Source organism: Pseudomonas sp. JQ170C, from assembly GCF_035581345.1.
In the GTDB taxonomy this organism is placed as follows: domain Bacteria; phylum Pseudomonadota; class Gammaproteobacteria; order Pseudomonadales; family Pseudomonadaceae; genus Aquipseudomonas.
In genome coordinates this window covers 2,030,515-2,056,155 of record NZ_CP141608.1, presented here as the reverse complement: position 1 = coordinate 2,056,155, position 25,641 = coordinate 2,030,515, and the positions used below count along the sequence as shown (strand labels likewise).

Sequence of the window (25,641 nt, the reverse complement as noted above, 5' to 3'; positions counted from 1 at the left end):
GACACCGAGGGCTTTACTGCATGTCGAAAGAAGACAGCTTCGAAATGGAAGGCACTGTCGTCGACACCCTGCCCAACACCATGTTCCGTGTGGAGTTGGAAAATGGGCACGTCGTTACCGCGCATATCTCTGGAAAAATGCGCAAGAACTACATTCGTATTCTGACCGGTGACAAGGTCCGCGTCGAACTGACGCCCTATGACCTGAGCAAAGGACGCATCACCTACCGCGCCCGATAAGCAGCACCAACAAAAAATGCCCGGCTATATGCCGGGCTTTTTTGTTTGCCTTGAAAGCACCGCGGGGCAAGCCCGCCCCTACAAATTCTGTAGGAGCGGGCTTGCCCCGCGATCAGTCAACCGCTACGCCATCTCAGCCGTGGTCTCGAAGTCGAACACCAGTTCGCCATCGCGAATGTCGACGTGTACCACGCCGCCATGCTCAGCCAGCTCACCGAACAGGATTTCCTCGGCCAGCGGCCGCTTGATCTTGTCCTGGATCAGCCGCGCCATCGGCCGCGCCCCCATCTGTGCGTCATAACCGCCAGCGGCCAGCCAGCTGCGTGCCGCATCGCTTACTTCCAGCAGAACGCGCTTGTCTTCCAGTTGCGCCTGCAGCTCGATGAGGAACTTGTCCACCACGCTCTTGATCGTCTCGTGACTGAGGCGACCAAACTGGATGATGGTGTCCAGACGGTTGCGGAACTCTGGCGTGAAGCTCTTCTTGATCACTTCCATCGCATCCGAGGAGTGATCCTGCTGCGTGAAGCCAATGGAGGCTCGCGCCGCGGTTTCAGCACCGGCGTTGGTGGTCATGATCACGATCACGTTGCGGAAATCCGCCTTGCGCCCGTTGTTATCAGTCAGTGTGCCGTGGTCCATCACCTGCAGCAGCAGGTTGAAGACTTCAGGGTGGGCCTTCTCGATCTCATCGAGCAACAGCACACAGTGCGGCTGCTTGGTGATCGCCTCAGTGAGCAAGCCACCCTGGTCGAACCCGACATAGCCTGGAGGGGCACCAATCAAGCGCGACACGGTATGACGCTCCATGTACTCAGACATGTCGAAGCGCACCAACTCGACCCCCAGCGCCTTGGCCAACTGACGTGCCGCCTCGGTCTTACCGACACCGGTAGGGCCGGCGAACAGGAACGAACCGACAGGCTTGTCAGGCGACTTGAGACCAGCACGAGACAACTTGATGGCAGTCGCCAGCGAGTCGATCGCCGCATCCTGACCAAACACGGTCAGTTTCAGGTCGCGCTCCAGGTTACGCAGCAGCTCCTTGTCGGAACTGGTGACGTGTTTTGGCGGGATTCGGGCAATTTTCGCGACGATATCTTCAACTTGCGGCACATCAATACGCTTGACGCGCATCTCGACCGGCTGCAGGCGCTGGTAGGCACCGGCTTCGTCGATCACATCAATGGCCTTGTCCGGCATGTGCCGATCGCTGATGTAGCGCGCCGCAAGCTCGGCGGCTGCGCGCAGGGCCTCGTCGCTGTACTCGATATTGTGGTGGGTCTCGAAGCGCCCCTTGAGGCCGCGCAGGATACCTACGGTGTCTTCCACCGATGGCTCACTGACATCGACCTTCTGGAAACGCCGCGCCAGGGCCCGGTCCTTCTCGAAGATGCCACGGAATTCCTGGAAGGTGGTCGAACCGATGCAGCGGATATCACCCGAGGACAGCAATGGCTTGAGCAGGTTGGAGGCGTCCATCACACCGCCAGATGCCGCACCGGCACCGATGATGGTGTGAATCTCGTCGATGAACAGGATCGCCTGAGGGCGCTTGCGCAGCTCACCGAGCAGCGCCTTGAAGCGCTTCTCGAAGTCGCCGCGGTATTTGGTACCGGCCAGCAGCGCGCCCAGGTCAAGGGAATACACCACGCTCTGTGCCAGCAGATCTGGCACCTGACCGTCGACGATACGTTTGGCCAGGCCTTCGGCGATGGCGGTCTTGCCGACACCGGCCTCACCGACCAGCAGCGGGTTGTTCTTGCGCCGACGCGCAAGGATCTGCGCTACGCGCTCGACTTCCAGCTCGCGACCGACCAGCGGATCGATGCGGCCTTGACGGGCTTGTTCGTTGAGGTTGCTGGCATAGGCATCCAGGGGATTGCCCGACGACGATGTTTCGCCACCGTCCTCATCCTGCATGTCCTGCTCGCCTTCGGAGTGCTCACCATGACCCGGCACCTTGGAGATGCCATGGGCAATGTAATTGACCACATCGATTCGAGCGACGCTCTGCTGCTTGAGCAGAAACACCGCCTGGCTTTCCTGTTCGCTGAAAATCGCCACCAGCACATTGGCACCGGTGACTTCACGCTTGCCCGAGCTCTGGACGTGGAAGACTGCGCGCTGCAATACACGCTGGAAGCCCAGGGTTGGCTGGGTCTCGCGATCCTCGTCATGTACGGGGATCAACGGCGTGGTGGAGTCAATGAACTCCTGCAGGTCGTGTTTGAGTTTGTCGAGGTTCGCGCCGCAGGCACGCAAAACGGTGGCAGCGGCCTCATTATCCAGCAATGCCAGCAGCAGGTGTTCGACGGTCATGAATTCATGACGCTTCGATCGTGCCTCCTTGAAGGCCAGATTGAGGGTGACTTCGAGCTCGCGGTTTAACATAGCTTCACCTCATACCCAAGTGGTCGGCGATTAACCGTCCTTCTCGATTTCACAGAGTAGCGGATGCTGGCTTTCCCTGGCGTATTGGTTGACCTGCATGGCCTTGGTCTCGGCGATGTCGCGGGTAAACAATCCGCACACTGCCCGTCCTTCTGTGTGGACGGCCAGCATGACCTTGGTCGCCAGCTCGCGATTCAGGTTAAAAAACACCTCGAGCACTTCGACGACGAAATCCATCGGTGTGTAGTCATCGTTGAACAAAACCACCTTGTACATGGGTGGCGCCTGCAGCGCTGGCTTGGCTTCCTGAACGGCCAGGCCGGAGCCATTGTCCTCATGCGATTGCGGGCGATCCTGATTGAATGTTAGTCGAATCTGGCTATGTACATGCATGGAAAGAAATTCATCATTTCGACAGGTTAAGGTTGTGGGTTGACCGCAAAGCCGACGTTTGAACGACTGTCGTCCGACCTTGACTATCGGCAAAACGGTGTTACAACCAATAAGAACCCACCGTGGTCGATAAAGATCCGCGCAGTCAACCAGAATTTTCGCAGGTTCATATGCGGATGGAGTGGATGATACTCCAGTGATGGAGTCCTTTGCAGAGGGATATGAGGATGGCAAGCGGTAAAGTCAAGTGGTTCAACAATGCCAAGGGCTACGGATTCATCAACGAAGAAGGGAAAAGCGACGACCTTTTCGCTCACTATTCCGCCATCAAAATGGATGGCTACAAAACGTTGAAAGCCGGCCAGGCCGTCACGTTTGAAATTATCCAAGGACCCAAAGGACTGCACGCCATCGAAATCCAGGATGCCAATAGAAAAGTCGACGCCGCGCCAGCCGCCACCGCCACAGTAGACAGCACCATTGGCGCCTGATCGCTGAACGCAATAAAAAGCCGACCCGTTCCTGCGAGCGGGTCGGCTTTTGTTTGCCTGCTTTTTATTACATGTGCTTGATAAGCGCCTCACCAAAACCGGAGCTGCTGACCAGCGTGGCGCCATCCATCAGGCGCTCGAAGTCATAGGTCACGGTCTTGGCCTTGATAGCCCCATTGGTGCCCTTGATGATCAGGTCGGCGGCTTCGGTCCAGCCCAGGTGACGCAGCATCATCTCGGCCGAGAGAATCACCGACCCCGGATTGACCTGGTCTTTGCCGGCGTATTTCGGCGCAGTACCGTGAGTGGCTTCGAACATGGCCACGGTATCGGACAGGTTGGCACCTGGCGCGATACCGATACCCCCCACTTCTGCCGCGAGGGCGTCGGAGAGGTAGTCGCCGTTGAGGTTGAGGGTGGCGATCACATCGTACTCGGCCGGGCGCAGCAGGATCTGCTGGAGCATGGCGTCGGCGATGGCATCCTTGACGATGACTTCACGGCCGGTTTTCGGGTTCTTGAACTTCATCCACGGGCCGCCATCGAGCAGCTCGGCACCGAATTCGTTCTTGGCCACTTCGTAGCCCCAGTCCTTGAAGGCACCCTCGGTGAATTTCATGATATTGCCCTTGTGCACGATGGTCAGCGACTTGCGGTCGTTGTCCACCACGTACTGCAGGGCCTTGCGCACCAGGCGCTGGGTGCCTTCCTTGGACACCGGCTTGATGCCGATACCGCAGTCTTGATCAAAACGGATCTTGGTAACGCCCATTTCCTCTTTAAGGAACTTGATGACCTTCTGCGCCTCGGGCGAGCCGGCCTTCCACTCGATACCGGCATAGATGTCTTCGGAGTTCTCACGGAAGATCACCATGTCGACGTCGCCAGGCTTTTTCACCGGACTTGGCACACCATCGAACCAAACCACCGGGCGCAGGCACACGTACAGGTCCAGCTGCTGGCGCAGGGCAACGTTCAGCGAGCGGATACCACCACCGACCGGGGTGGTCAGCGGACCCTTGATGGAGACGACGTAATCTTTCACGGCATCCAGGGTTTCCTGGGGCAGCCAGGTGTCCTGGTCGTATACCTGGGTGGCTTTCTCGCCGGCATAGACTTCCATCCAGGAAATCTTGCGCTTGCCCCCATAGGCTTTCTCTACAGCAGCATCAACCACTTTGATCATGACGGGACTGACGTCGACGCCAATGCCGTCGCCTTCGATGAACGGGATGATCGGATTATCAGGAACATTAAGAGAATGGTCTGCGTTGACGGTGATTTTGTCGCCGACTGCCGGAACCTTGATTTTCTGGTATCCCATGCTGCACTCCGTTTTTTTTGGTGTGGTACGTCATCTGGATCCCCAGAGCGTAACCCAGTTGCACGGCAACGGGAACCATGCGGGCGAATGCCCCGAAATGGGGCGCACCGACCTACATCTTTGGTCTAAAAAAGCCGCTCGGTCGCGTTGATCTTGATGATTAAGACCAAGGGTTTGGTATACTCCGCCGGTGACCAAAGGGTCACTGGGGGCGCACCGTCTGGAACGAGACCCGCAGGCCCCTGCAAGACTGGGCTGTTACCGCAGTTCAGCCGTTTGACACTCGACTGATGCAATCCACCATCACCGCACAGAACCCTCGACCTTCTGCTCATAGATGTGTCTGAGTGAAGCGCCTACCCTGCGCACCTCGAGATTCTGCGCACGCTCAGCAAAACAGAGAGTTAACCCGAATATGCCCACCCGATCCAAGATCATCTACACCTTCACCGACGAAGCCCCCGCCCTCGCCACCTATTCACTGCTCCCCATCGTCGAAGCCTTCACCGCTTGCGCCGACATCGCCGTAGAAACCCGGGACATCTCTCTGGCCGGCCGCATCCTTTCTGCCTTCCCTGAACAGCTCGGCGCCGACAAGCAAGTGGCCGACCACCTGGCAGAACTGGGCCAACTGGCAACCACGCCAGAAGCCAACATCATCAAGCTACCGAACATCAGCGCCTCGGTACCGCAGCTCAAGGCCGCGATCAAGGAACTGCAAGCCAAGGGCTTCAACGTTCCCGACTACCCTGAAGCCGCCAGCACCGATGCCGAGAAAGAAGCCAAGGCTCGCTACGACCGCATCAAGGGCAGCGCCGTGAACCCGGTCCTGCGTGAAGGCAACTCCGACCGCCGCGCGCCGCTGTCGGTCAAGAACTACGCTCGCAAGCACCCGCACAAAATGGGCACTTGGGCTGCCGACTCCAAGTCCCACGTGGCCCACATGAGCCAGGGCGACTTCTACGGCAGCGAGAAAGCCGCACTGATCGAAGCTGATGACAGCCTGCGCATCGAATTGCTGGACAAGAACGGCAACACCACCGTTCTGAAAGAAAAAACCGCCGTCAAGGCCGGTGAAATCATCGACTGCGCCGTGATGAGCACCAAGGCGCTGCGTAAATTCATCGCCGCCGAAATCGAAGATGCCAAGGCCAAGGGCGTACTGCTGTCGGTACACCTCAAAGCCACCATGATGAAGGTCTCCGACCCGATCATGTTCGGCCAGATCGTTGCCGAGTACTATCAGGACGCGCTGAACAAGCACGCCGATGTACTGGCCGAGATCGGTTTCAACCTGAACAACGGTATCGGCGACCTGTACGCCCGTATCAAGGCCCTGCCAGCTGAACAGCAAGCGCAGATCGAAGCCGACATCAAAGCCGTCTACGACGTGCGTCCGGCACTGGCCATGGTCAACTCCGACAAAGGCATCACCAACCTGCACGTACCGAGCGACGTTATCGTCGACGCTTCGATGCCGGCGATGATCCGTGACTCGGGCAAGATGTGGAACACCGAAGGCCAACTGCAAGACACCAAGGCCGTGATCCCGGATCGTTGCTACGCAACCATCTACCAGGCCGTCATCGAAGACTGCAAGCAACACGGCGCCTTCGATCCGACCACCATGGGCAGCGTTCCGAACGTTGGCCTGATGGCGCAGAAAGCCGAAGAGTACGGTTCCCACGACAAGACCTTCCAGGTCAAGGCCGAGGGCGTAATCCGCGTGGTTGACGGCAAGGGCAACCTGCTGCTGGCCCAGGACGTCGAAGCGGGCGACATCTTCCGCATGTGCCAGACCAAAGACGCGCCGATCCAGGACTGGGTCAAGCTGGCCGTCAACCGCGCCCGCGCAAGCAACACCCCGGCGCTGTTCTGGCTCGACCCGCTGCGCGCCCACGACGGCGTGCTGATCGAGAAGGTCCAGAAGTACCTCAAGGATCACGACACCACCGGCCTGGACATCCGCGTCCTGGCGCCAGTGGAGGCGATGAAGGTTTCCCTGCAGCGCATCCGCGCAGGCCAGGACACCATCTCCGTCACCGGTAACGTGCTGCGCGACTACCTGACCGACCTGTTCCCGATCATGGAACTGGGCACCAGCGCCAAGATGCTGTCGATCGTGCCGCTGATGAACAACGGCGGCCTGTTCGAGACCGGCGCTGGCGGCTCTGCACCCAAGCACGTACAGCAACTGGTTGAAGAAAACTTCCTGCGCTGGGATTCGCTGGGCGAGTTCCTGGCTCTGGCTGCTTCCCTGGAGCACCTGGGCAGCGCCTACGACAACCCGAAAGCCAAGGTACTGGCGGCGACCCTGGACCAGGCCACCGGCCAGTTCCTGGACACCAACAAGTCCCCTGCGCGCAAGGTTGGCGGCATCGACAACCGCGGCAGCCACTTCTACCTGACCCTGTACTGGGCCCAGGCACTGGCTGCACAGAGCGACGACACCGCCCTGCAAGCGCGTTTCGCCCCACTGGCAAAAGCCCTGGCCGAGAACGAAGCGACCATCGTCGCCGAGCTCAACGCCGTTCAGGGCAAGCCGGCTGAAATCGGTGGTTACTACTACCCGGATGCCGAGCTGACCGCCAAAGTGATGCGCCCAAGCCAGACCCTCAACAGCGCGATTGCCGCACTGTAAGAGAAGCAGCTTGAAGCAGTAAAAAGAAACCCCGGCCACGCACCGGGGTTTTCTTTAGCTCCAAGCTTCAAGCTGCAAGCCACAAGAACAAGCGGGCTTTAACTTGTGGCTTGCAGCTTGAAGCTTACAACCAAGGGAGAGAATCGACCGTGCGCCCCCATATCACCGTCGCCACCATCGTCGAAGACCAGGGCCGCTTCCTCATGGTCGAGGAGTTCAAGGCCGGCAAACATGTCTTCAACCAGCCTGCCGGCCACCTCGAAGCCAACGAGAGCCTGATCGAGGCCGCCATCCGCGAAACCCTCGAAGAAACCGCCTGGGACGTCGAACCGACCGGTATCGTCGGCATCTACCTCTACACCGCCCCCAGCAATGGCGTGACCTACCAACGCGTCTGCTTCGCCGCCCGCCCCCTCCGGCATCACCCCCAGCGCGCCCTGGACAGCGATATCGTCCGCGCCGTATGGCTGACCCGCGACGAACTGCTGGCAGACCCCGAACGCTGGCGCAGCGAGCTGGTGCCGCGCTGCATCGATGACTACCTGACAGGGCCACTGCACAGCCTGACACTGATACGCGACTGACGGTGACGATGCCTTGTAGGCCGCAGTTTGATAGAATCGTCGTCTTTTTCCAGATACACAGCCGGTACCTATGACCAGTCCAGCCCTTTACGAACCCGAAAAGACGCGCGTTATCGTCGGCATGTCCGGCGGCGTGGACTCTTCCGTCTCCGCCCTCCTGCTGATGGAGCAGGGCTACCAGGTGGAAGGCCTGTTCATGAAGAACTGGGAAGAGGATGACGGCACCGAATACTGCACCGCCCGCGAAGACCTGGCCGACGCCCAGGCTGTGTGCGATCGCATCGGCATCAAGCTGCACACCGCCAACTTTGCCGCCGAGTACTGGGACAACGTGTTCGAGCACTTCCTGGCCGAATACAAGGCCGGGCGCACGCCGAATCCGGACATCCTGTGCAACCGTGAAATCAAGTTCAAGGCCTTCCTCGATTACGCTCTGATGCTGGGCGCCGACCTGATTGCTACCGGCCACTACGTGCGCCGCCGCGATACTGACGGGCGCACCGAGCTGCTCAAGGGCCTGGACCCGAACAAAGACCAGAGCTACTTCCTGCACGCCGTGGGCGGCGAGCAGATTGCCCGCACCCTGTTCCCGGTGGGCGAGCTGGAAAAGCCTGAAGTTCGCGCCATCGCCGAAAAACACGGCCTGGCCACGGCCAAGAAAAAAGACTCCACCGGCATCTGCTTTATCGGCGAGCGTCGCTTCAGCGACTTCCTCAAGCAGTACCTACCGGCACAGCCGGGCGAGATCCAGACCACCGACGGTGAAGTGATCGGCCGCCATCATGGCCTGATGTACCACACCATCGGCCAGCGCCAGGGCCTGGGTATCGGCGGCCTGAAAGACGCCGGCGACGAGCCGTGGTACGTGCTGGAGAAAGACCTCAGCCGCAATGTGCTGGTGGTCGGCCAGGGCAACGAACACCCATGGCTGTTTTCCCGCGCCCTGCTTGCCTCGGAAATTTTCTGGGTCAACCCGATCGACCTGTCCAGCCCGCGCCGCCTGACCGCCAAGGTCCGCTACCGCCAGAGCGATCAGGACTGCACCCTGGAACTCACCGAAAGCGGCTACCGCGCCGTCTTCGACGAACCCCAGCGCGCGGTTACCCCCGGCCAGTCGGTGGTCTTCTACGATGGCGAAATCTGCCTGGGCGGTGGCGTGATCGAAACGGCAGAGCCGTGGAGCGCCCACTGATGAGCTCGACTCAAGAGCAATTGATCGCCCTGGGCGGGGTGTTCCAGGCCGCCGTGCTGGTCGACCGCATCGCCCGCACCGGGCAGGCCAGCGAAGCCAACCTGGGCTGCATGCTCGGCAGCCTGCTGGTACGCGACCCACAAAACACCCTGGAAGTGTTCGGCGGCGACGACCTGAACCTGCGCGACGGCTACCGCGCCCTGGCCAGCGCCCTTGAGCGCGACCCGGGCAGCCTGCAGCGCGAGCCACTGCGTTACGCACTGTCGATGCTGGGCCTTGAACGCCAGCTGGCCAAGCGTGGCGACATGCTCGACGTCATTGGCAACCGCCTGCCGCAGATCCAGTCCCAGGCCGAGCATTTCGGCCTGGTGCACGAGAACGTCATTGCCTCCAGCGGCGCCCTGTACCAGGACACCCTGAGCACCCTGCGCCAGCGCATCCAGGTGCACGGCGACATGCGCCACCTGCAACAGCCGAGCAATGCCTCGAAGATTCGTGCCCTGCTCCTGGCAGGCATTCGCGCCGCACGCCTGTGGCGCCAGCTGGGTGGACACCGCTGGCAGTTGGTGATCAGCCGGCGCAAACTGCTCAAAGAACTGTATCCGATGTTGCGCGGCTAACCGCAACGCGGCTGTAGGAGCGGGCTTGACCCGCGATAAAGCCAGCACATATCCACCCGATTTACCGGCAGACCATTTGTCAGCCACCCGACCCGGGCGCGTTTTTCATGTATGATATGCGCCCTTTTCAAAGCCTGACTGTCCGAGAACACCCCATGCAGCTTTCCTCGCTCACTGCGGTTTCCCCTGTTGACGGCCGCTACGCCGGCAAAACCCAGGCCCTGCGCCCTATTTTCAGCGAATACGGCCTGATCCGTTTCCGCGCCCTGGTCGAGGTTCGCTGGTTGCAGCGCCTGGCCGCTCACCCGCAAATCGCTGAAGTTCCAGCGTTTTCCGCCGAAGCCAATGCCCTGCTCAATGGCCTGGCCGATGAGTTCGCCCTCGAGCACGCCGAGCGCGTCAAGGAAATCGAGCGCACCACCAACCACGACGTCAAGGCCATCGAGTACCTGCTCAAGGAGCAGGCTGCCAAGCTGCCGGAACTGGCCAAGGTAAGTGAATTCATCCACTTCGCCTGCACCAGTGAAGACATCAACAACCTGTCCCACGCCCTGATGCTGCGCGCGGGCCGTGACGACGTGCTGCTGCCGCTGATGCGCCAGATCGCCCAGTCGATCCGTGAGCTGGCCCACCGCTTCGCCGACGTGCCGATGCTGTCGCGCACCCACGGCCAACCGGCGTCGCCAACCACCCTGGGCAAAGAGCTGGCCAACGTCGTCTACCGCCTCGAGCGCCAGATCGCACAAGTTGCCGCTGTACCACTGCTGGGCAAGATCAACGGCGCCGTGGGCAACTACAACGCCCACCTCTCGGCCTACCCGCAGATCGACTGGGAAGCCAACGCCCGCGCCTTCATCGAAGACGAGCTGGGCCTGGTGTTCAACCCCTACACCACCCAGATCGAGCCCCACGACTACATCGCCGAGCTGTTCGACGCGATCGCCCGCTTCAACACCATCCTGATCGACTTCGACCGCGATATCTGGGGCTACATCTCCCTGGGCTACTTCAAGCAGCGCACCATCGCCGGCGAAATCGGTTCTTCGACCATGCCGCACAAGGTCAACCCGATCGACTTCGAGAACTCCGAAGGCAACCTGGGTATCGCCAACGCGCTGTTCCAGCACCTGGCCAGCAAGCTGCCGATCTCGCGCTGGCAGCGTGACCTGACCGACTCCACCGTGCTGCGCAACCTGGGCGTCGGTTTCGCCCACAGCGTGATCGCCTACGAGGCCAGCCTCAAGGGCATCAGCAAGCTGGAAATCAACACCCAGCGTATCGCCGAAGACCTGGACGCCTGCTGGGAAGTCCTGGCCGAGCCGATCCAGACGGTCATGCGCCGCTACGACATCGAGAACCCCTACGAGAAGCTCAAGGAGCTGACCCGTGGCAAAGGCATCAGCCCTGAAGCGTTGCTGACCTTCATCGATGGCCTGGACATGCCTGTCGAAGCCCGTGAAGAGCTCAAGAAGCTGACCCCAGCCTCCTACATCGGTAACGCTGTGGCTCAAGCCAAACGCATCTGATCTACGCCCTGCGCGTAAACGCCCGGCTCAGCCGGGCGTTTTTATTACCGAAAGAAAATTACTTTTTTTCAATAGGTTACACATGAATCCTGATACTCCACTGCAGCTGTTGGGCGGCCTCACAGCCCGTGAATTCATGCGCGACTACTGGCAGAAGAAACCTCTGCTGGTGCGCCAGGCCTTCCCGGACTTTGAAAGCCCGATCGACGCCGACGAACTGGCCGGCCTGGCCCTGGAAGAAGAAGTCGAATCGCGCCTGGTCATTGAACACGGCGAGCGTCCTTGGGAGCTGCGTCGCGGCCCGTTCGAGGAAGACACCTTCAGCACCTTGCCCGAGCGCGACTGGACCCTGCTGGTGCAGGCCGTCGACCAGTTCGTACCCGAGGTCCACGAACTGCTGGAGCACTTCCGCTTCCTGCCGAGCTGGCGTATCGACGACGTGATGATCAGCTTCGCCGCCCCAGGTGGCAGCGTGGGTCCGCACTTCGACAACTACGACGTGTTCCTGCTGCAGGGCCAAGGCAAGCGCAACTGGAAAATCGGCCAGATGTGCGACAGCGACAGCCCACTGCTGGAGCACGCCGATCTGCGCATCCTGGCTGAATTCGAGCAGAGCGACGAGTGGACCCTGGAACCCGGCGACATGCTCTACCTGCCGCCACGCCTGGCCCACTTCGGCGTTGCCGAAGACGACTGCCTGACCTACTCGGTAGGCTTCCGCGCCCCGGGCGCCGCTGAAGTGCTGACCCACTTCACCGACTTCCTCAGCCAGTTCCTGCCGGATGAAGAGCGCTACACCGACGCCGACGCCCAGCCGGTCAGCGACCCGCACCAGATCCAGCACGACACGCTCGATCGCCTGAAGAAGCTGCTGACCGAGCACATGGGTGATGAGCGCCTGCTGCTGACCTGGTTCGGCCAGTTCATGACAGAGCCGCGCTACCCGGAACTGGTCAGTGGCGAACCGCTGGATGAAGTCGACTTGATCGAGAGCCTGGCCGAGGGCGCAATCCTGATCCGCAACCCGAGCGCACGCTTGGCCTGGTCGGAAGTTGATGACAATCTGCTACTGTTCGCAAGCGGCCAGAGCCGCCTGCTGCCGGGCGACCTGCGCGAACTGCTCAAGCTGATCTGCGCCGCCGATGCGTTGCACATCGAAAACCTTGAGCAGTGGCTTGAAAACGATCAAGGCATTACCTTGATCTGCGAACTGGTCAAACAAGGAAGCCTGGGATTTGCCAATGAATAAGATTCGGGTTCGCCTCGCCGATTGGCACAAAGACAACGCTGATATCCGCCGCATTCGTGAAGCCGTGTTCATTGCCGAACAATGCGTACCCCCTGAGCTGGAATGGGATGCCGACGACAACACCGCCGTGCACTTCCTGGCCCTTGAAGGCGACTACCCCATCGGCACCGCCCGCCTGCTGGCCGACGGTCAGATCGGCCGGGTATCGGTCCTCAAGGACTGGCGCGGCCTGAAGGTTGGCGACGCACTGATGCAAGCAGTGATCGTCGAAGCCCAGAACCGCGACCTCAAGCAGCAGATGCTCAGCGCCCAGGTACATGCCACGCCGTTCTATGAGCGCCTCGGGTTCAAGGTGGTCAGCGAGGAGTTCCTCGAAGCAGGCATTCCGCACGTGGACATGGTTCGCGAGTCGCGCGAGCTGGTATAAGCGCACAATCGCGGGGCAAGCCCGCTCCCACAATGCCTGTGGGAGTGGGCTTGCCCCGCGATCAGATCAGCAAAACCACAGCAAATTTGCCATCATGTCCACTCCACCTGCGGAGATAATGGACATGCCGCTACGCCCTCTTCTTGCCTCTGTGCTTCTGACGTTCAGCCTCAGTACGCTGGCCGCCACCGAAGTCCTGCCGCTGAACCATCGCACCAGCGCCGAACTGCTCCCCGCCGCGCAATCCTTCCTCGGTAAAAGCGGTACGGTCAGCGCCTTTGAAAACAAACTGATCGTCAACGCCAGCCCCGAACAGATCGACGATCTGCGCACCCTGCTCGTGCAACTGGATACCGCCCCACGCCGCCTGCTGATCAGCGTCGACAACAACGACAGCAACTTCCAGGACAACCGCGGCAACGCTCGCATCATCCACTATGGCACCGCCAACCGCGAAGGCGGCATGCAGCAGGTACAGGCCAGTGAGGGCAGCCCTGCCTTGATCCAGGTCGGGCAGAGCATTCCGATCACCAGCACCAGCACGGATGGCTACGGACGTATTCAAAGCGATACCCAGTACCGCAACGTCACCCAGGGCTTCTACGTCACCGCCAGCGTCACCGGAGAGACCGTTCACTTGAGCATCAGCACCAACAATGACCGGATGAGCCTGGAACGTCCCGATGTAGTGAAAGTACAAAGTACCGACACAACCGTCACCGGCAAGCTGGGTGAGTGGATCACCTTGGCAGGTGTCAATCAGCAGAGCCAGGCCGATCGCGGCGCTTCAACCCTCAGTTACAGTACCCAGCGCGGTGAAAACATGACTTTGCGGGTAAAAGTCGACGCAATGGACTGAAGCCAGGTAAATCAAGGCCTCGACCAAAGACCTCGAAACTGACTGATGAGTCGAATCAGACGAAAGATGTAGTGGTGATAAAAAAGCACTACAAAACATTTGACGACCACAATCCGTAGAGGCATGATGGCCCCGCTCCCGCTAATCAGAGGCCCTGGCAAGGGCCTTCGAGCCGCACTCTAACCTACCCACCTGAGTCGGCCCGTGTCTGTACAGCCCACAAGGCAGTTTGACGAGATTGCGACTGGAACGAAGTTGTCCCGAGGGACGGAAGCGCATCAAAAGGCACCCGGCAGCACTGTTCACTGCAGTTCGGCAACCACGAGCCACCCTGCAGCGAAAACCTCGCCAACGCCTGCTCACTTCCCCTCTTCGAGCCCCATCGTTCGACCGTCGCACATTTCGCTGAACATGACTTACGCCAGGCTTCTGATCTGCGCTGTGTGAGCGAGAATTTTTTACCCAAGACCGATGCGACGAGGTTTATTTCCATGGCACTGACACGCGAACAGCAAATTGCAGCCCTCGAAAAAGACTGGGCCGAAAACCCGCGCTGGAAAGGCGTGACCCGTACCTACACCGCTGCTGATGTCGTACGTCTGCGTGGCTCGGTCCAGCCTGAGCACACCCTGGCCCGCATGGGTGCCGAGAAGCTGTGGAAGCTGGTCACCCAGGGTGCACACCCGTCCTTCCGCCCAGAAAAAGATTTCGTCAACTGCATGGGCGCCCTGACCGGCGGCCAGGCAGTACAACAGGTCAAGGCCGGTATCCAGGCTATCTACCTGTCCGGCTGGCAAGTGGCTGCCGACAACAACTCGGCCGAGTCCATGTACCCCGACCAGTCGCTGTACCCAGTGGACTCGGTTCCAACCGTGGTCAAGCGCATCAACAACTCGTTCCGTCGTGCCGACCAGATCCAGTGGAAAGCCGGCAAGAACCCAGGTGATGACGGCTACGTCGACTACTTCGCACCGATCGTGGCTGACGCCGAAGCCGGTTTCGGCGGCGTACTGAACGCCTACGAACTGATGAAGAACATGATCGAAGCAGGCGCCGCCGGCGTTCACTTCGAAGACCAACTGGCCTCGGTGAAAAAATGCGGCCACATGGGCGGCAAGGTACTGGTTCCGACCCAGGAAGCCGTACAGAAGCTGACCGCCGCCCGCCTGGCTGCCGACGTTGCTGGCGTACCGACCATCATCCTGGCCCGTACCGATGCCAACGCCGCTGACCTGCTGACCAGTGACTGCGACCCGTACGACCAGCCGTTCGTGATCGGCGATCGTACCCAGGAAGGCTTCTACAAAGTACGTGCAGGCCTGGATCAAGCCATCGCTCGTGGCCTGGCCTACGCGCCGTACGCCGACCTGATCTGGTGCGAAACCGCCAAGCCGGACCTCGAAGAAGCTCGTCGCTTCGCCGAAGCAATCAAGAAGGAATACCCGGACCAGATCCTGTCCTACAACTGCTCGCCTTCCTTCAACTGGAAGAAAAACCTGGACGACGCGACCATCGCCAAGTTCCAGCGCGAACTGTCGGCCATGGGCTACAAGCACCAGTTCATCACCCTGGCCGGTATCCACAACATGTGGCACGGCATGTTCAACCTGGCGCACGACTACGCCCGCAACGACATGACCGCCTACGTGAAACTGCAAGAGCAAGAGTTCGCTGACGCATCGAAAGGCTACACCTTCGTGGCGCACCAGCAGGAAGTCGGCACCGGCTACTTCGACGACATGACCACCGTGATCCAGGGTGGCAAGTCTTCGGTAACCGCACTGACCGGCTCGACCGAAGAAGAGCAGTTCCACTGATCACTGATCAGCGGTAACCGATTCGGGTGAAACGCAAAACCCGGGGCCTGTGATGGGGCTCCGGGTTTTGTCTTTTCTGATCGCAGGATAAGCATGCCCCTACAGTGCCCGGCGATGTGGCCGATTCGGCACTTTCTTATAAATTTCCATTGGCTATCCTTAGCGCACACGATTTCCAAGGATCGGCCATGCCCCGCCCCATCACCCTGCTCGGCCTGGCGCTGCTCGGCGCTGCCCTCTATATATATGCACTGGCCACCCAGTCGCCGCTGCTGGGCCTTGCCGTCAAACCCCTTCCGGTGATTGCGCTGCTAGTGTGGTTGGGGGCTGCCGAGCCTGGTCGCTACCGGCACTGGATCATGATTGGCCTGGGCTTCTCGCTGCTGGGCGACATCCTTCTCGCCGCCCCCGGCGATCTGTTCGTATTCGGCCTTGCGGCGTTTCTCTGCGCCCACCTGGCCTACCTGCGCGCCTACCTGGGCGCAACGCGCCGCCTGGCACCCCTGGCCTTGGTGGGCTCGACTATCGTCGGCACGGCATTGCTGGGCGTGTTGATCAGTCACGGATTGGGCGAGCTGCTGATTCCGGTGACGGTCTACGCCCTGGCCATCACCGCCATGCTATGGCGCGCACTGGCCTGTGGCGGATTGGCAGCGCTGGGGGCTGTCGCCTTTGTGTTTTCTGACAGCCTGATCGGCATTGACCGTTTTGTCGGCCAGTTCTCCGCAGCGCCCTACCTGATCATCGTTGCCTACTGGCTGGGACAATGGGCCATCGCCGCCTCGGCGCTTGCCGGGAAATCGTCAAAAGCCTTGATCCAGAGCGCAGCAGTACGAGAAAAAATCAGTTAGAACAGCAAGCCCTGAAACTTGCAGGTGATGGCAATGTTGCACAACTTTGTAGTTGACCTCGATAGTAGGACTAATCTTATACCCACAAATGATATTAATTATCATTACGAAGTTTCAGGTTCATTACGCTTTGCAAGAAACATAATTAACAAAACCTGGGGCAATGCCCGCGCCACGTGGCCTGCAGGCTGTTACGAAAGATTTTTGTTCTTAATGCTACGAATAAATTTGCTGCAGAAATTTTACTTGCACCGGGTTTACCCATAAAATCAGCGCGATAGATTCCGCTGCGACATATCGTCACTGCTCTACTTCTTTTCAAACCGCAGAGACTGGTCTCTGTATAAGGATTTTTCAGCATGCCCGATTCGACAGGACTCATCGCCCACAACTGGGGCTTTGCCATTTTCCTTTTGGGTGTCGTTGGCCTCTGTGCCTTCATGCTCGGCCTGTCCGCCCTGCTCGGTAGCAAGGCCTGGGGCCGCAGCAAGAACGAACCCTTCGAGTCCGGCATGCTGCCCACTGGCGGCGCCCGCTTGCGCCTGTCAGCCAAATTCTATCTGGTCGCGATGCTGTTCGTGATCTTCGATATCGAAGCCCTCTTTCTCTTTGCATGGTCTGTGTCCGTCCGCGAAAGCGGCTGGACCGGATTCGTCGAAGCTCTCGTTTTCATAGCAATTCTGTTGGCAGGCCTTGTCTACCTATTCCGAGTGGGCGCCCTTGACTGGGCTCCGGAAGCTCGTCGTAAGCGGCAAGCGAAGCTGAAACAATGAGGCTTTGGCAATGCAATACAATCTCACCAGAATCGACCCGGATGCGCCTAACGAGCAGTATCCAATCGGTGAACGGGAAACCGTCTCCGACTCGCTGCTAGAGGACCAGGTCCACAAGAACATCTTCATGGGCAAGCTTGAAGATGTACTCAGTGGCGCGGTCAATTGGGGGCGTAAAAACTCCCTGTGGCCGTACAACTTCGGCCTCTCCTGCTGCTACGTGGAAATGACCACGGCCTTCACGGCGCCCCACGACATCGCCCGCTTCGGCGCCGAAGTCATCCGGGCCTCGCCGCGTCAGGCCGACTTCATGGTCATCGCCGGCACCTGCTTCATCAAGATGGCGCCGATCATCCAGCGCCTGTACGAGCAGATGCTCGAACCGAAATGGGTCATTTCCATGGGTTCGTGCGCCAACTCCGGCGGCATGTACGACATTTACTCGGTCGTTCAGGGGGTCGACAAGTTCCTCCCCGTGGATGTCTATGTGCCTGGCTGCCCGCCTCGCCCTGAAGCCTTCCTGCAAGGCCTGATGCTGTTGCAGGAGTCGATTGGCCAGGAGCGTCGTCCTCTTTCCTGGGTTGTCGGTGATCAAGGCATTTACCGTGCCGAGATGCCGTCGCAGAAAGAGCAACGCCGTGAACAGCGCATCCAGGTCACCAACCTGCGCAGCCCCGACGAAGTCTGATCCAGCTATCTGTTGCCTGCGCGTGCGCGACAGGCAGCCTGGCTTCATTCTCTACGTTGACCGAAAGCGACCGAGACCATGACAGCGGACACCGCTATTTATATCCCGCCTTACAAGGCTGACGACCAGGATGTGGTCGTCGAACTGAACAACAAATTCGGCCCCGAGGCGTTCGTCGCCCAGGAAACCCGCACCGGCATGCCGGTGCTTTGGGTTACCCGCGCCAAACTCAAGGAAGTCCTGAGCTTCCTGCGCAATGTCGCCAAGCCGTACAGCATGCTCTACGACCTGCACGGTGTGGACGAGCGTCTGCGCACCCAGCGCCGTGGCCTGCCAGGTGCCGACTTCAGCGTGTTCTACCACCTGCTCTCGGTGGAACGGAACAGCGACGTGATGATCAAGGTAGCCTTGAGCGAGGGCGACCTGAACCTGCCTACCGTCACCGGTATCTGGCCGAACGCCAACTGGTACGAGCGTGAAGTCTGGGACATGTTCGGCATCGACTTTGCCGGCCACCCGCACCTGACCCGCATCATGATGCCGCCGACCTGGGAAGGTCACCCGCTGCGCAAGGACTACCCTGCCCGCGCCACCGAATTCGACCCGTACAGCCTGACCCTGGCCAAGCAGCAGCTCGAGGAAGAAGCCGCGCGCTTCAACCCTGAAGCCTGGGGCATGAAGCGCCACGGCGCCAACGAGGACTACATGTTCCTCAACCTGGGTCCGAACCACCCATCGGCTCATGGTGCCTTCCGTATCGTGCTGCAGCTGGACGGTGAAGAGATCGTCGACTGCGTTCCGGACATCGGCTACCACCACCGTGGTGCCGAGAAGATGGCCGAGCGCCAGTCCTGGCACAGCTTCATTCCCTATACCGACCGTATCGACTACCTCGGCGGGGTGATGAACAACCTGCCGTACGTGCTCGCGGTCGAGAAGCTGGCCGGCATCCAGGTACCGCAGAAGGTCGACGTGATTCGCATCATGCTCGCCGAATTCTTCCGGATCACCAGCCACCTGCTGTTCCTGGGTACCTACATCCAGGACGTCGGCGCCATGACCCCGGTGTTCTTCACCTTCACCGACCGCCAGCGCGCCTACACCGTGATCGAAGCCATCACCGGCTTCCGCCTGCACCCGGCCTGGTACCGCATCGGTGGCGTAGCCCACGACCTGCCGCGCGGCTGGGACAAGCTGGTCAAGGACTTCGTCGAATGGCTGCCAAAGCGCCTGGACGAGTACACCAAGGCTGCCCTGCAGAACAGCATCCTCAAGGGCCGTACCATCGGCGTTGCCCAGTACAACACCAAAGAGGCCCTGGAATGGGGCGTCACCGGTGCCGGCCTGCGCTCCACCGGCCTGGACTTCGACCTGCGCAAAGCCCGCCCTTACTCCGGCTACGAGAACTTCGAGTTCGAAGTGCCGCTGGCCCACAACGGCGATGCCTACGATCGCTGCATGGTCCGTGTCGAGGAGATGCGCCAGAGTATCCGCATCATCGACCAGTGCCTGCGCAACATGCCGGAAGGCCCGTACAAGGCGGATCACCCGCTGACCACGCCGCCACCGAAAGAGCGCACCCTGCAGCACATCGAAACCCTGATCACTCACTTCCTGCAGGTTTCGTGGGGCCCGGTCATGCCGGCCAACGAATCCTTCCAGATGATCGAGGCGACCAAGGGCATCAACAGTTACTACCTGACGAGCGACGGCGGCACCATGAGCTACCGCACCCGGATCCGTACTCCGAGCTACCCGCATCTGCAGCAGATCCCTTCGGTGATCCGCGGCAGCATGGTCGCGGACCTCATTGCGTACCTGGGCAGTATCGACTTCGTTATGGCTGACGTGGACCGCTAAGCATGAACAGCACGCTTATCCAAACCGACCGTTTCGCCCTGAGCGAAACCGAGCGCTCGGCCATCGAGCACGAGATGCATCACTACGAGGACCCGCGCGCGGCGTCCATCGAAGCCCTGAAGATCGTCCAGAAGGAACGTGGCTGGGTACCTGACGGTGCCATCTACGCCATCGGCGAAGTGCTCGGCATTCCTGCCAGCGACGTCGAAGGCGTGGCTACCTTCTATAGTCAGATCTTCCGTCAGCCGGTTGGCCGGCACATCATCCGCGTCTGCGACAGCATGGTCTGCTACATCGGCGGCCACGAGTCCGTGGTCAGCCAGATCCAGAGCGAGCTGGGTATCGGCCTGGGCCAGACCACCGCCGATGGTCGCTTCACCCTGCTGCCTGTGTGCTGCCTGGGTAACTGCGACAAGGCACCGGCGCTGATGATCGACGACGACACCTTTGGCGACGTCCAGCCTGCTGGCGTTTCCAAACTGCTGGAGGGTTACGTATGACCATCACTTCCTTCGGCCCGGCCAACCGTATCGCCCGTTCGGCTGAAACCCATCCGCTGACCTGGCGCCTGCGTGACGACGGCGAGCCGATCTGGCTCGACGAGTACCAGGCCAAGGACGGCTACGCCGCTGCCCGCAAGGCCCTGGCGCAAATGTCCCAGGACGATATCGTCCAGACCGTGAAAGATTCCGGCCTCAAGGGTCGTGGCGGTGCGGGCTTCCCCACCGGCGTCAAATGGGGCCTGATGCCCAAAGACGAATCCATGAACATCCGCTACCTGCTGTGCAACGCGGACGAAATGGAGCCCAACACCTGGAAAGACCGCATGCTGATGGAGCAACAGCCCCATCTGCTGATCGAAGGCATGCTGATCAGCGCCCGTGCGCTCAAGGCATACCGCGGCTATATCTTCCTGCGTGGCGAATACACCACCGCAGCGCGCAACCTCAACCGCGCGGTTGAAGAAGCCAAGGCCGCCGGCCTGCTGGGCAAGAACATCCTGGGCAGCGGCTTCGATTTCGAGCTGTTCGTCCATACCGGCGCCGGTCGTTACATCTGCGGTGAAGAAACCGCACTGATCAACTCCCTCGAAGGCCGCCGTGCCAATCCTCGTTCCAAGCCGCCCTTCCCTGCCGCCGTGGGCGTCTGGGGCAAGCCGACGTGCGTGAACAACGTCGAGACCCTGTGCAACGTGCCGGCCATCGTCGGCAACGGCATCGACTGGTACAAGTCGCTGGCCCGCGAAGGTTCCGAAGACCACGGCACCAAGCTGATGGGCTTCTCCGGCAAGGTCAAGAACCCTGGCCTGTGGGAACTGCCCTTTGGCGTGACTGCCCGCGAGCTGTTCGAGGACTACGCCGGCGGCATGCGCGATGGCTTCAAGCTCAAGTGCTGGCAGCCAGGTGGCGCCGGCACCGGCTTCCTCCTGCCTGAACACCTGGATGCGCAAATGTACGCCGGTGGCATCGCCAAGGTCGGCACCCGTATGGGTACTGGCCTGGCCATGGCCGTGGACGACAGCATCAACATGGTGTCGCTGCTGCGCAACATGGAAGAGTTCTTTGCCCGCGAATCGTGCGGCTTCTGCACCCCGTGCCGCGATGGCCTGCCGTGGAGCGTCAAGCTCCTGCGCGCCCTCGAGCAAGGCCAGGGCCAGCAAGGCGACATCGAGACGCTGCTGGGCCTGGTCGGTTTCCTCGGCCCAGGCAAGACCTTCTGTGCACACGCACCAGGTGCTGTGGAGCCGCTGGGTAGCGCGATCAAGTACTTCCGCCCCGAGTTCGAGGCCGGCATTGCGACTGCTCCTGCAGCCACTGCCCTGCGCCCGGACCTGGCGAAGCCAATCGTCGTCGGCGCATAACGAATAAAAATGCGGACGGTCCGTGCCGTCCGCTGCTTGCTCAGCTCGCTCGGGGATGCCTGTAGCGGGCTGCAGGCACACAGTTTTCCATTAGCCACGCCCGCACATGCGGGCCAACGAAGAACTTTGAACCATGGCCACTATCCACGTAGACGGCAAAGAGCTCGAAGTCAACGGCGCAGACAACCTGTTACAGGCGTGTCTGTCGCTAGGCCTCGACATCCCCTATTTCTGCTGGCACCCGGCGCTCGGTAGCGTTGGCGCCTGCCGCCAGTGCGCGGTCAAGCAGTACACCGACGAGAACGACACCCGTGGTCGTATCGTCATGTCCTGCATGACCCCTGCCTCCGATGGCAGCTGGATTTCCATCGAAGACGAAGAAGCCAAGGTATTCCGTGCCAGCGTCGTCGAATGGCTGATGACCAACCACCCGCACGACTGCCCGGTCTGCGAGGAAGGCGGTCACTGCCACCTGCAAGACATGACGGTAATGACCGGCCACAACGAGCGCCGCTACCGCTTCACCAAGCGTACCCACCAGAACCAGGAACTCGGCCCGTTCATCGCCCACGAGATGAACCGCTGCATCGCCTGCTACCGCTGCGTGCGCTACTACAAGGACTACGCCGGCGGTACCGACCTGGGCGTGTTCGGTGCCCACGACAACGTCTACTTCGGTCGCGTTGAAGACGGCGCGCTGGAAAGCGAGTTCTCCGGTAACCTCACCGAGGTCTGCCCGACCGGTGTGTTCACCGACAAAACCCACTCCGAGCGCTATAACCGCAAGTGGGACATGCAGTTTGCCCCAAGCATCTGCCACGGTTGCTCCAGCGGCTGCAACATCAGCCCGGGTGAGCGTTACGGCGAACTTCGCCGTATCGAGAACCGCTACAACGGCTCGGTCAACCAGTACTTCCTCTGCGACCGTGGCCGTTTCGGCTATGGCTACGTCAACCGCACCGACCGCCCACGTCAGCCGCTGCTGGCCGATGGCACCAAGCTGAGCCTGGACGCAGCGCTGGACAAGGCCGCCGACATGCTGCGCGGTCGCAACATCGTCGGTATCGGCTCGCCACGCGCCAGCCTCGAAAGCAACTATGGCCTGCGCGAGCTGGTCGGTGCCGAGCACTTCTACTCGGGTATGGAAGCCGGTGAGCTGGAGCGCGTGCGCCTGGCCCTGCAGGTGCTGAACGACAGCCCGCTGCCGGTCCCTACCCTGCGCGAAATGGAAGACCACGACGCCGTGTTCGTCCTCGGCGAAGACCTGACCCAGACCGCCGCCCGCGTCGCCCTGGCCCTGCGCCAGTCGGTCAAGGGCAAGGCCGAGGCCATGGCCGATGCCATGCGCGTTCAGCCTTGGCTCGACGCTGCAGTGAAGAACATCGGCCAGCACGCCATGTACCCGCTGTTCATCGCCAGCCTGGCCGAAACCAAGCTCGATGACGTCGCCGAAGAGTGCGTACACGCCGCTCCCGACGACCTGGCGCGCATCGGTTTCGCCGTCGCTCATGCCATCGACCCAAGCGCTCCAGCCGTCGAAGGCCTGGACGCCGAAGCCCTGGAACTGGCCAAGCGCATCGCCGACGCCCTGGTTGCCGCCAACCGTCCGCTGGTGGTTGCCGGTACTTCGCTGGGCTCCAAGGCCCTGATCGAAGCTGCTGCCAACATCGCCAAGGCGCTGAAGCTGCGCGAGAAGAACGGCTCCCTGAGCCTGGTGGTCCCTGAGGCCAACAGCCTGGGCATGGCGATGCTTGGTGGCGAGTCCATCGACGCCGCCCTGGACGCAGTGATTTCCGGCAAGGCCGACGCCATCGTCGTGCTGGAAAACGACCTGTACAGCCGCGTACCGGCCGCCAAGGTCGACGCTGCCCTGGCCGCCGCCAAGGTGATCATCGTTGCCGACCACCAGAAAACCGCCACCACCGACCGCGCCCACCTGGTGCTGCCGGCGGCCAGCTTCGCCGAAGGCGACGGTACCCTGGTCAGCCAGGAAGGCCGCGCCCAGCGCTTCTTCCAAGTGTTCGACCCCACCTACCTGGACAGCAGCATCCTGGTTCACGAAGGCTGGCGCTGGATGCACGCCCTGCGTGCCACCCTGCTGAACAAGCCGGTGGACTGGACTCAACTGGACCACGTCACCAGCGCCTGCGCCTCGGCCGCCCCGCAACTGACCGGCATCGTCAATGCCGCGCCATCGGCCGCGTTCCGCATCAAAGGCATGAAGCTGGCCCGTGAGCCGCTGCGTTACTCCGGTCGTACCGCCATGCGCGCCAACATCAGCGTGCACGAACCGCGTACCCCACAAGACAAAGACACCGCCTTCGCGTTCTCCATGGAAGGTTACTCGGGCTCGGCCGAACCACGCTCGCAAGTGCCGTTCGCCTGGTCCCCGGGCTGGAACTCGCCACAGGCCTGGAACAAGTTCCAGGACGAGGTCGGTGGTCACCTGCGTGCAGGCGACCCAGGTACCCGCCTGATCGAATCCCAGGGTGACAAGCTCAACTGGTTCGCCGCTATTCCGGGCGCGTTCTCCCCGGCCCGTGGCACCTGGCAGGCGGTGCCGTTCTACCACCTGTTCGGCAGCGAAGAGAATTCCTCGCGCGCCGCGCCGGTGCAAGAGCGCATCCCGCAAGCCTACGTCGCGCTGGCCAAGTCCGAGGCCGACCGCCTGGGTGTCAACGACGGTGCGATGCTCAGCCTGAACGTGGCTGGCCAGACCCTGCGTCTGCCGCTGCGTGTCAATGAAGAACTGGGCGCTGGCCTGGTTGCCCTGCCGAAAGGCCTGGCCGGTATCCCGCCAGCCATCTTCGGTGCATCCGTCGAAGGCCTGCAGGAGGCAGCACAATGACCTGGTTCACCCCCGAAGTGATCGATGTGATCATCACCGTCGTCAAGGCCGTCGTGGTCTTGCTGGCCGTGGTGGTCTGCGGTGCGCTGCTCAGCTTCGTCGAGCGGCGCCTGCTGGGCTGGTGGCAGGACCGCTACGGTCCGAACCGTGTGGGCCCGTTCGGTATGTTCCAGATCGCAGCCGACATGCTGAAGATGTTCTTCAAGGAAGACTGGAACCCGCCCTTCGTCGACAAGATGATCTTCACCCTGGCGCCGGTCGTGGCCATGAGTGCCTTGCTGATCGCCTTCGCCATCGTGCCGATTACCCCGACCTGGGGTGTCGCGGACCTGAACATCGGCCTGTTGTTCTTCTTCGCCATGGCGGGTCTGTCGGTGTACGCCGTACTGTTCGCCGGCTGGGCCTCGAACAACAAGTACGCCCTGCTCGGCAGCCTGCGGGCCTCGGCCCAGACCGTGTCGTACGAAGTGTTCATGGGCCTGGCGCTGATGGGTATCGTGGCGCAGGTTGGCTCGTTCAACATGCGTGACATCGTCGACTACCAGGCACAGAACCTGTGGTTCATCATTCCGCAGTTCTTTGGCTTCTGCACCTTCTTCATCGCTGGCGTGGCCGTGACTCACCGTCACCCCTTCGACCAGCCGGAAGCAGAACAGGAACTGGCCGACGGTTACCACATTGAATATGCCGGCATGAAATGGGGCATGTTCTTCGTGGGTGAGTACATCGGCATCATCCTGATCTCGGCGCTGCTGGTAACCCTGTTCTTCGGTGGCTGGCACGGTCCGTTCGGCATCCTGCCGCAAGTACCGTTCCTGTGGTTCGCCCTGAAAACCGCGTTCTTCATCATGCTGTTCATCCTGCTGCGCGCCTCGATTCCGCGCCCGCGCTATGACCAGGTGATGGACTTCAGCTGGAAGTTCTGCCTGCCGCTGACCCTGATCAATTTGCTGGTGACCGCTGCGCTCGTGTTGCTCAACACGCCAGCTGTTGCGGCCCAGTGA

General features: G+C 60.9%; 22 protein-coding genes. 19 read left to right on the top strand and 3 right to left on the bottom strand.

Annotated elements, in window-relative coordinates:
• Positions 1-20 precede the first annotated feature (20 nt).
• On the top strand, positions 21-239 hold the full coding sequence (gene infA / locus U9R80_RS09650; RefSeq protein WP_002553999.1) for a translation initiation factor IF-1: 219 nt from the start codon (positions 21-23) through the stop codon (positions 237-239).
• 123 nt (positions 240-362) lie between these two features.
• Here the strand turns inward: infA and clpA are convergent, their stop codons facing one another.
• Positions 363-2,633 carry an ATP-dependent Clp protease ATP-binding subunit ClpA gene (clpA, locus tag U9R80_RS09645; protein WP_301841509.1) on the bottom strand — a complete coding sequence of 757 codons (2,271 nt, stop codon included), beginning with the start codon at positions 2,631-2,633 and terminating at the stop codon, positions 363-365.
• Positions 2,634-2,663: 30 nt separating this feature from the next.
• Complete coding sequence (clpS, locus tag U9R80_RS09640; RefSeq protein WP_301841510.1) at positions 2,664-3,026, bottom strand: ATP-dependent Clp protease adapter ClpS; 363 nt, start codon at positions 3,024-3,026, stop codon at positions 2,664-2,666.
• Positions 3,027-3,253: 227 nt separating this feature from the next.
• On the opposite strand from clpS, the gene cspD reads away from it, so the two are divergent.
• Positions 3,254-3,517, top strand: a complete 264-nt coding sequence (gene cspD / locus U9R80_RS09635; protein ID WP_301841512.1) for a cold shock domain-containing protein CspD — start codon at positions 3,254-3,256, stop codon at positions 3,515-3,517.
• A gap of 67 nt (positions 3,518-3,584) precedes the next feature.
• Here the strand turns inward: cspD and icd are convergent, their stop codons facing one another.
• Positions 3,585-4,841, bottom strand: coding sequence for an NADP-dependent isocitrate dehydrogenase (icd, locus tag U9R80_RS09630; protein ID WP_028944249.1), 1,257 nt, complete (start codon positions 4,839-4,841; stop codon positions 3,585-3,587).
• Positions 4,842-5,256: 415 nt separating this feature from the next.
• Between icd and U9R80_RS09625 the strand changes: the two genes are divergently transcribed.
• From U9R80_RS09625 to nuoH, 17 genes are all read left to right on the top strand, one after another.
• Positions 5,257-7,482: an NADP-dependent isocitrate dehydrogenase gene (locus tag U9R80_RS09625; protein WP_301841515.1), complete on the top strand. Its 2,226-nt coding sequence runs from the start codon at positions 5,257-5,259 to the stop codon at positions 7,480-7,482.
• Between the two features lie 203 nt (positions 7,483-7,685).
• Positions 7,686-8,066 carry an NUDIX hydrolase gene (locus tag U9R80_RS09620; protein ID WP_324805210.1) on the top strand — a complete coding sequence of 127 codons (381 nt, stop codon included), beginning with the start codon at positions 7,686-7,688 and terminating at the stop codon, positions 8,064-8,066.
• A 70-nt stretch (positions 8,067-8,136) separates the two neighbouring features.
• Positions 8,137-9,258, top strand: coding sequence for a tRNA 2-thiouridine(34) synthase MnmA (gene mnmA, locus U9R80_RS09615; protein WP_301841517.1), 1,122 nt, complete (start codon positions 8,137-8,139; stop codon positions 9,256-9,258).
• On the top strand, positions 9,258-9,878 hold the full coding sequence (gene hflD, locus U9R80_RS09610; protein ID WP_301841518.1) for a high frequency lysogenization protein HflD: 621 nt from the start codon (positions 9,258-9,260) through the stop codon (positions 9,876-9,878). Before mnmA ends, hflD begins: the two co-directional genes overlap by 1 nt.
• A 155-nt stretch (positions 9,879-10,033) precedes the next feature.
• The gene (gene purB, locus U9R80_RS09605) at positions 10,034-11,404 is read left to right on the top strand and encodes an adenylosuccinate lyase (protein ID WP_301841519.1); all 1,371 of its coding nucleotides are present in this window, start codon (positions 10,034-10,036) and stop codon (positions 11,402-11,404) included.
• An 82-nt stretch (positions 11,405-11,486) separates the two neighbouring features.
• Entirely contained in the window at positions 11,487-12,653 is a 1,167-nt protein-coding gene (locus U9R80_RS09600; RefSeq protein WP_301841520.1) for a ribosomal protein uL16 3-hydroxylase, read from the top strand.
• The gene (locus U9R80_RS09595) at positions 12,646-13,080 is read left to right on the top strand and encodes a GNAT family N-acetyltransferase (RefSeq protein WP_028944242.1); all 435 of its coding nucleotides are present in this window, start codon (positions 12,646-12,648) and stop codon (positions 13,078-13,080) included. Before U9R80_RS09600 ends, U9R80_RS09595 begins: the two co-directional genes overlap by 8 nt.
• Before the next feature lie 124 nt (positions 13,081-13,204).
• Entirely contained in the window at positions 13,205-13,939 is a 735-nt protein-coding gene (locus U9R80_RS09590) for a secretin N-terminal domain-containing protein (RefSeq protein ID WP_301841522.1), read from the top strand.
• A gap of 491 nt (positions 13,940-14,430) precedes the next feature.
• Positions 14,431-15,756, top strand: coding sequence for an isocitrate lyase (aceA, locus tag U9R80_RS09585; protein WP_301841523.1), 1,326 nt, complete (start codon positions 14,431-14,433; stop codon positions 15,754-15,756).
• A 188-nt stretch (positions 15,757-15,944) separates the two neighbouring features.
• The gene (locus tag U9R80_RS09580) at positions 15,945-16,607 is read left to right on the top strand and encodes a lysoplasmalogenase (RefSeq protein ID WP_301841525.1); all 663 of its coding nucleotides are present in this window, start codon (positions 15,945-15,947) and stop codon (positions 16,605-16,607) included.
• A 359-nt stretch (positions 16,608-16,966) separates the two neighbouring features.
• Positions 16,967-17,380 (top strand): NADH-quinone oxidoreductase subunit A, encoded by a 414-nt coding sequence (locus tag U9R80_RS09575; protein WP_028944238.1) that lies wholly within the window; start codon positions 16,967-16,969, stop codon positions 17,378-17,380.
• 10 nt (positions 17,381-17,390) lie between these two features.
• On the top strand, positions 17,391-18,068 hold the full coding sequence (locus U9R80_RS09570) for an NADH-quinone oxidoreductase subunit B (RefSeq protein ID WP_010220398.1): 678 nt from the start codon (positions 17,391-17,393) through the stop codon (positions 18,066-18,068).
• Between the two features lie 78 nt (positions 18,069-18,146).
• Positions 18,147-19,928 (top strand): NADH-quinone oxidoreductase subunit C/D, encoded by a 1,782-nt coding sequence (gene nuoC / locus U9R80_RS09565; protein ID WP_301841532.1) that lies wholly within the window; start codon positions 18,147-18,149, stop codon positions 19,926-19,928.
• 2 nt (positions 19,929-19,930) lie between these two features.
• Entirely contained in the window at positions 19,931-20,428 is a 498-nt protein-coding gene (gene nuoE / locus U9R80_RS09560; protein ID WP_012313767.1) for an NADH-quinone oxidoreductase subunit NuoE, read from the top strand.
• Positions 20,425-21,789: an NADH-quinone oxidoreductase subunit NuoF gene (gene nuoF, locus U9R80_RS09555; protein WP_301841535.1), complete on the top strand. Its 1,365-nt coding sequence runs from the start codon at positions 20,425-20,427 to the stop codon at positions 21,787-21,789. Before nuoE ends, nuoF begins: the two co-directional genes overlap by 4 nt.
• A 133-nt stretch (positions 21,790-21,922) precedes the next feature.
• A complete protein-coding gene (nuoG, locus tag U9R80_RS09550) occupies positions 21,923-24,637 on the top strand; it encodes an NADH-quinone oxidoreductase subunit NuoG (protein WP_301841537.1) in 2,715 nt (904 codons plus the stop codon).
• On the top strand, positions 24,634-25,641 hold the full coding sequence (gene nuoH / locus U9R80_RS09545; RefSeq protein ID WP_274118311.1) for an NADH-quinone oxidoreductase subunit NuoH: 1,008 nt from the start codon (positions 24,634-24,636) through the stop codon (positions 25,639-25,641). Before nuoG ends, nuoH begins: the two co-directional genes overlap by 4 nt.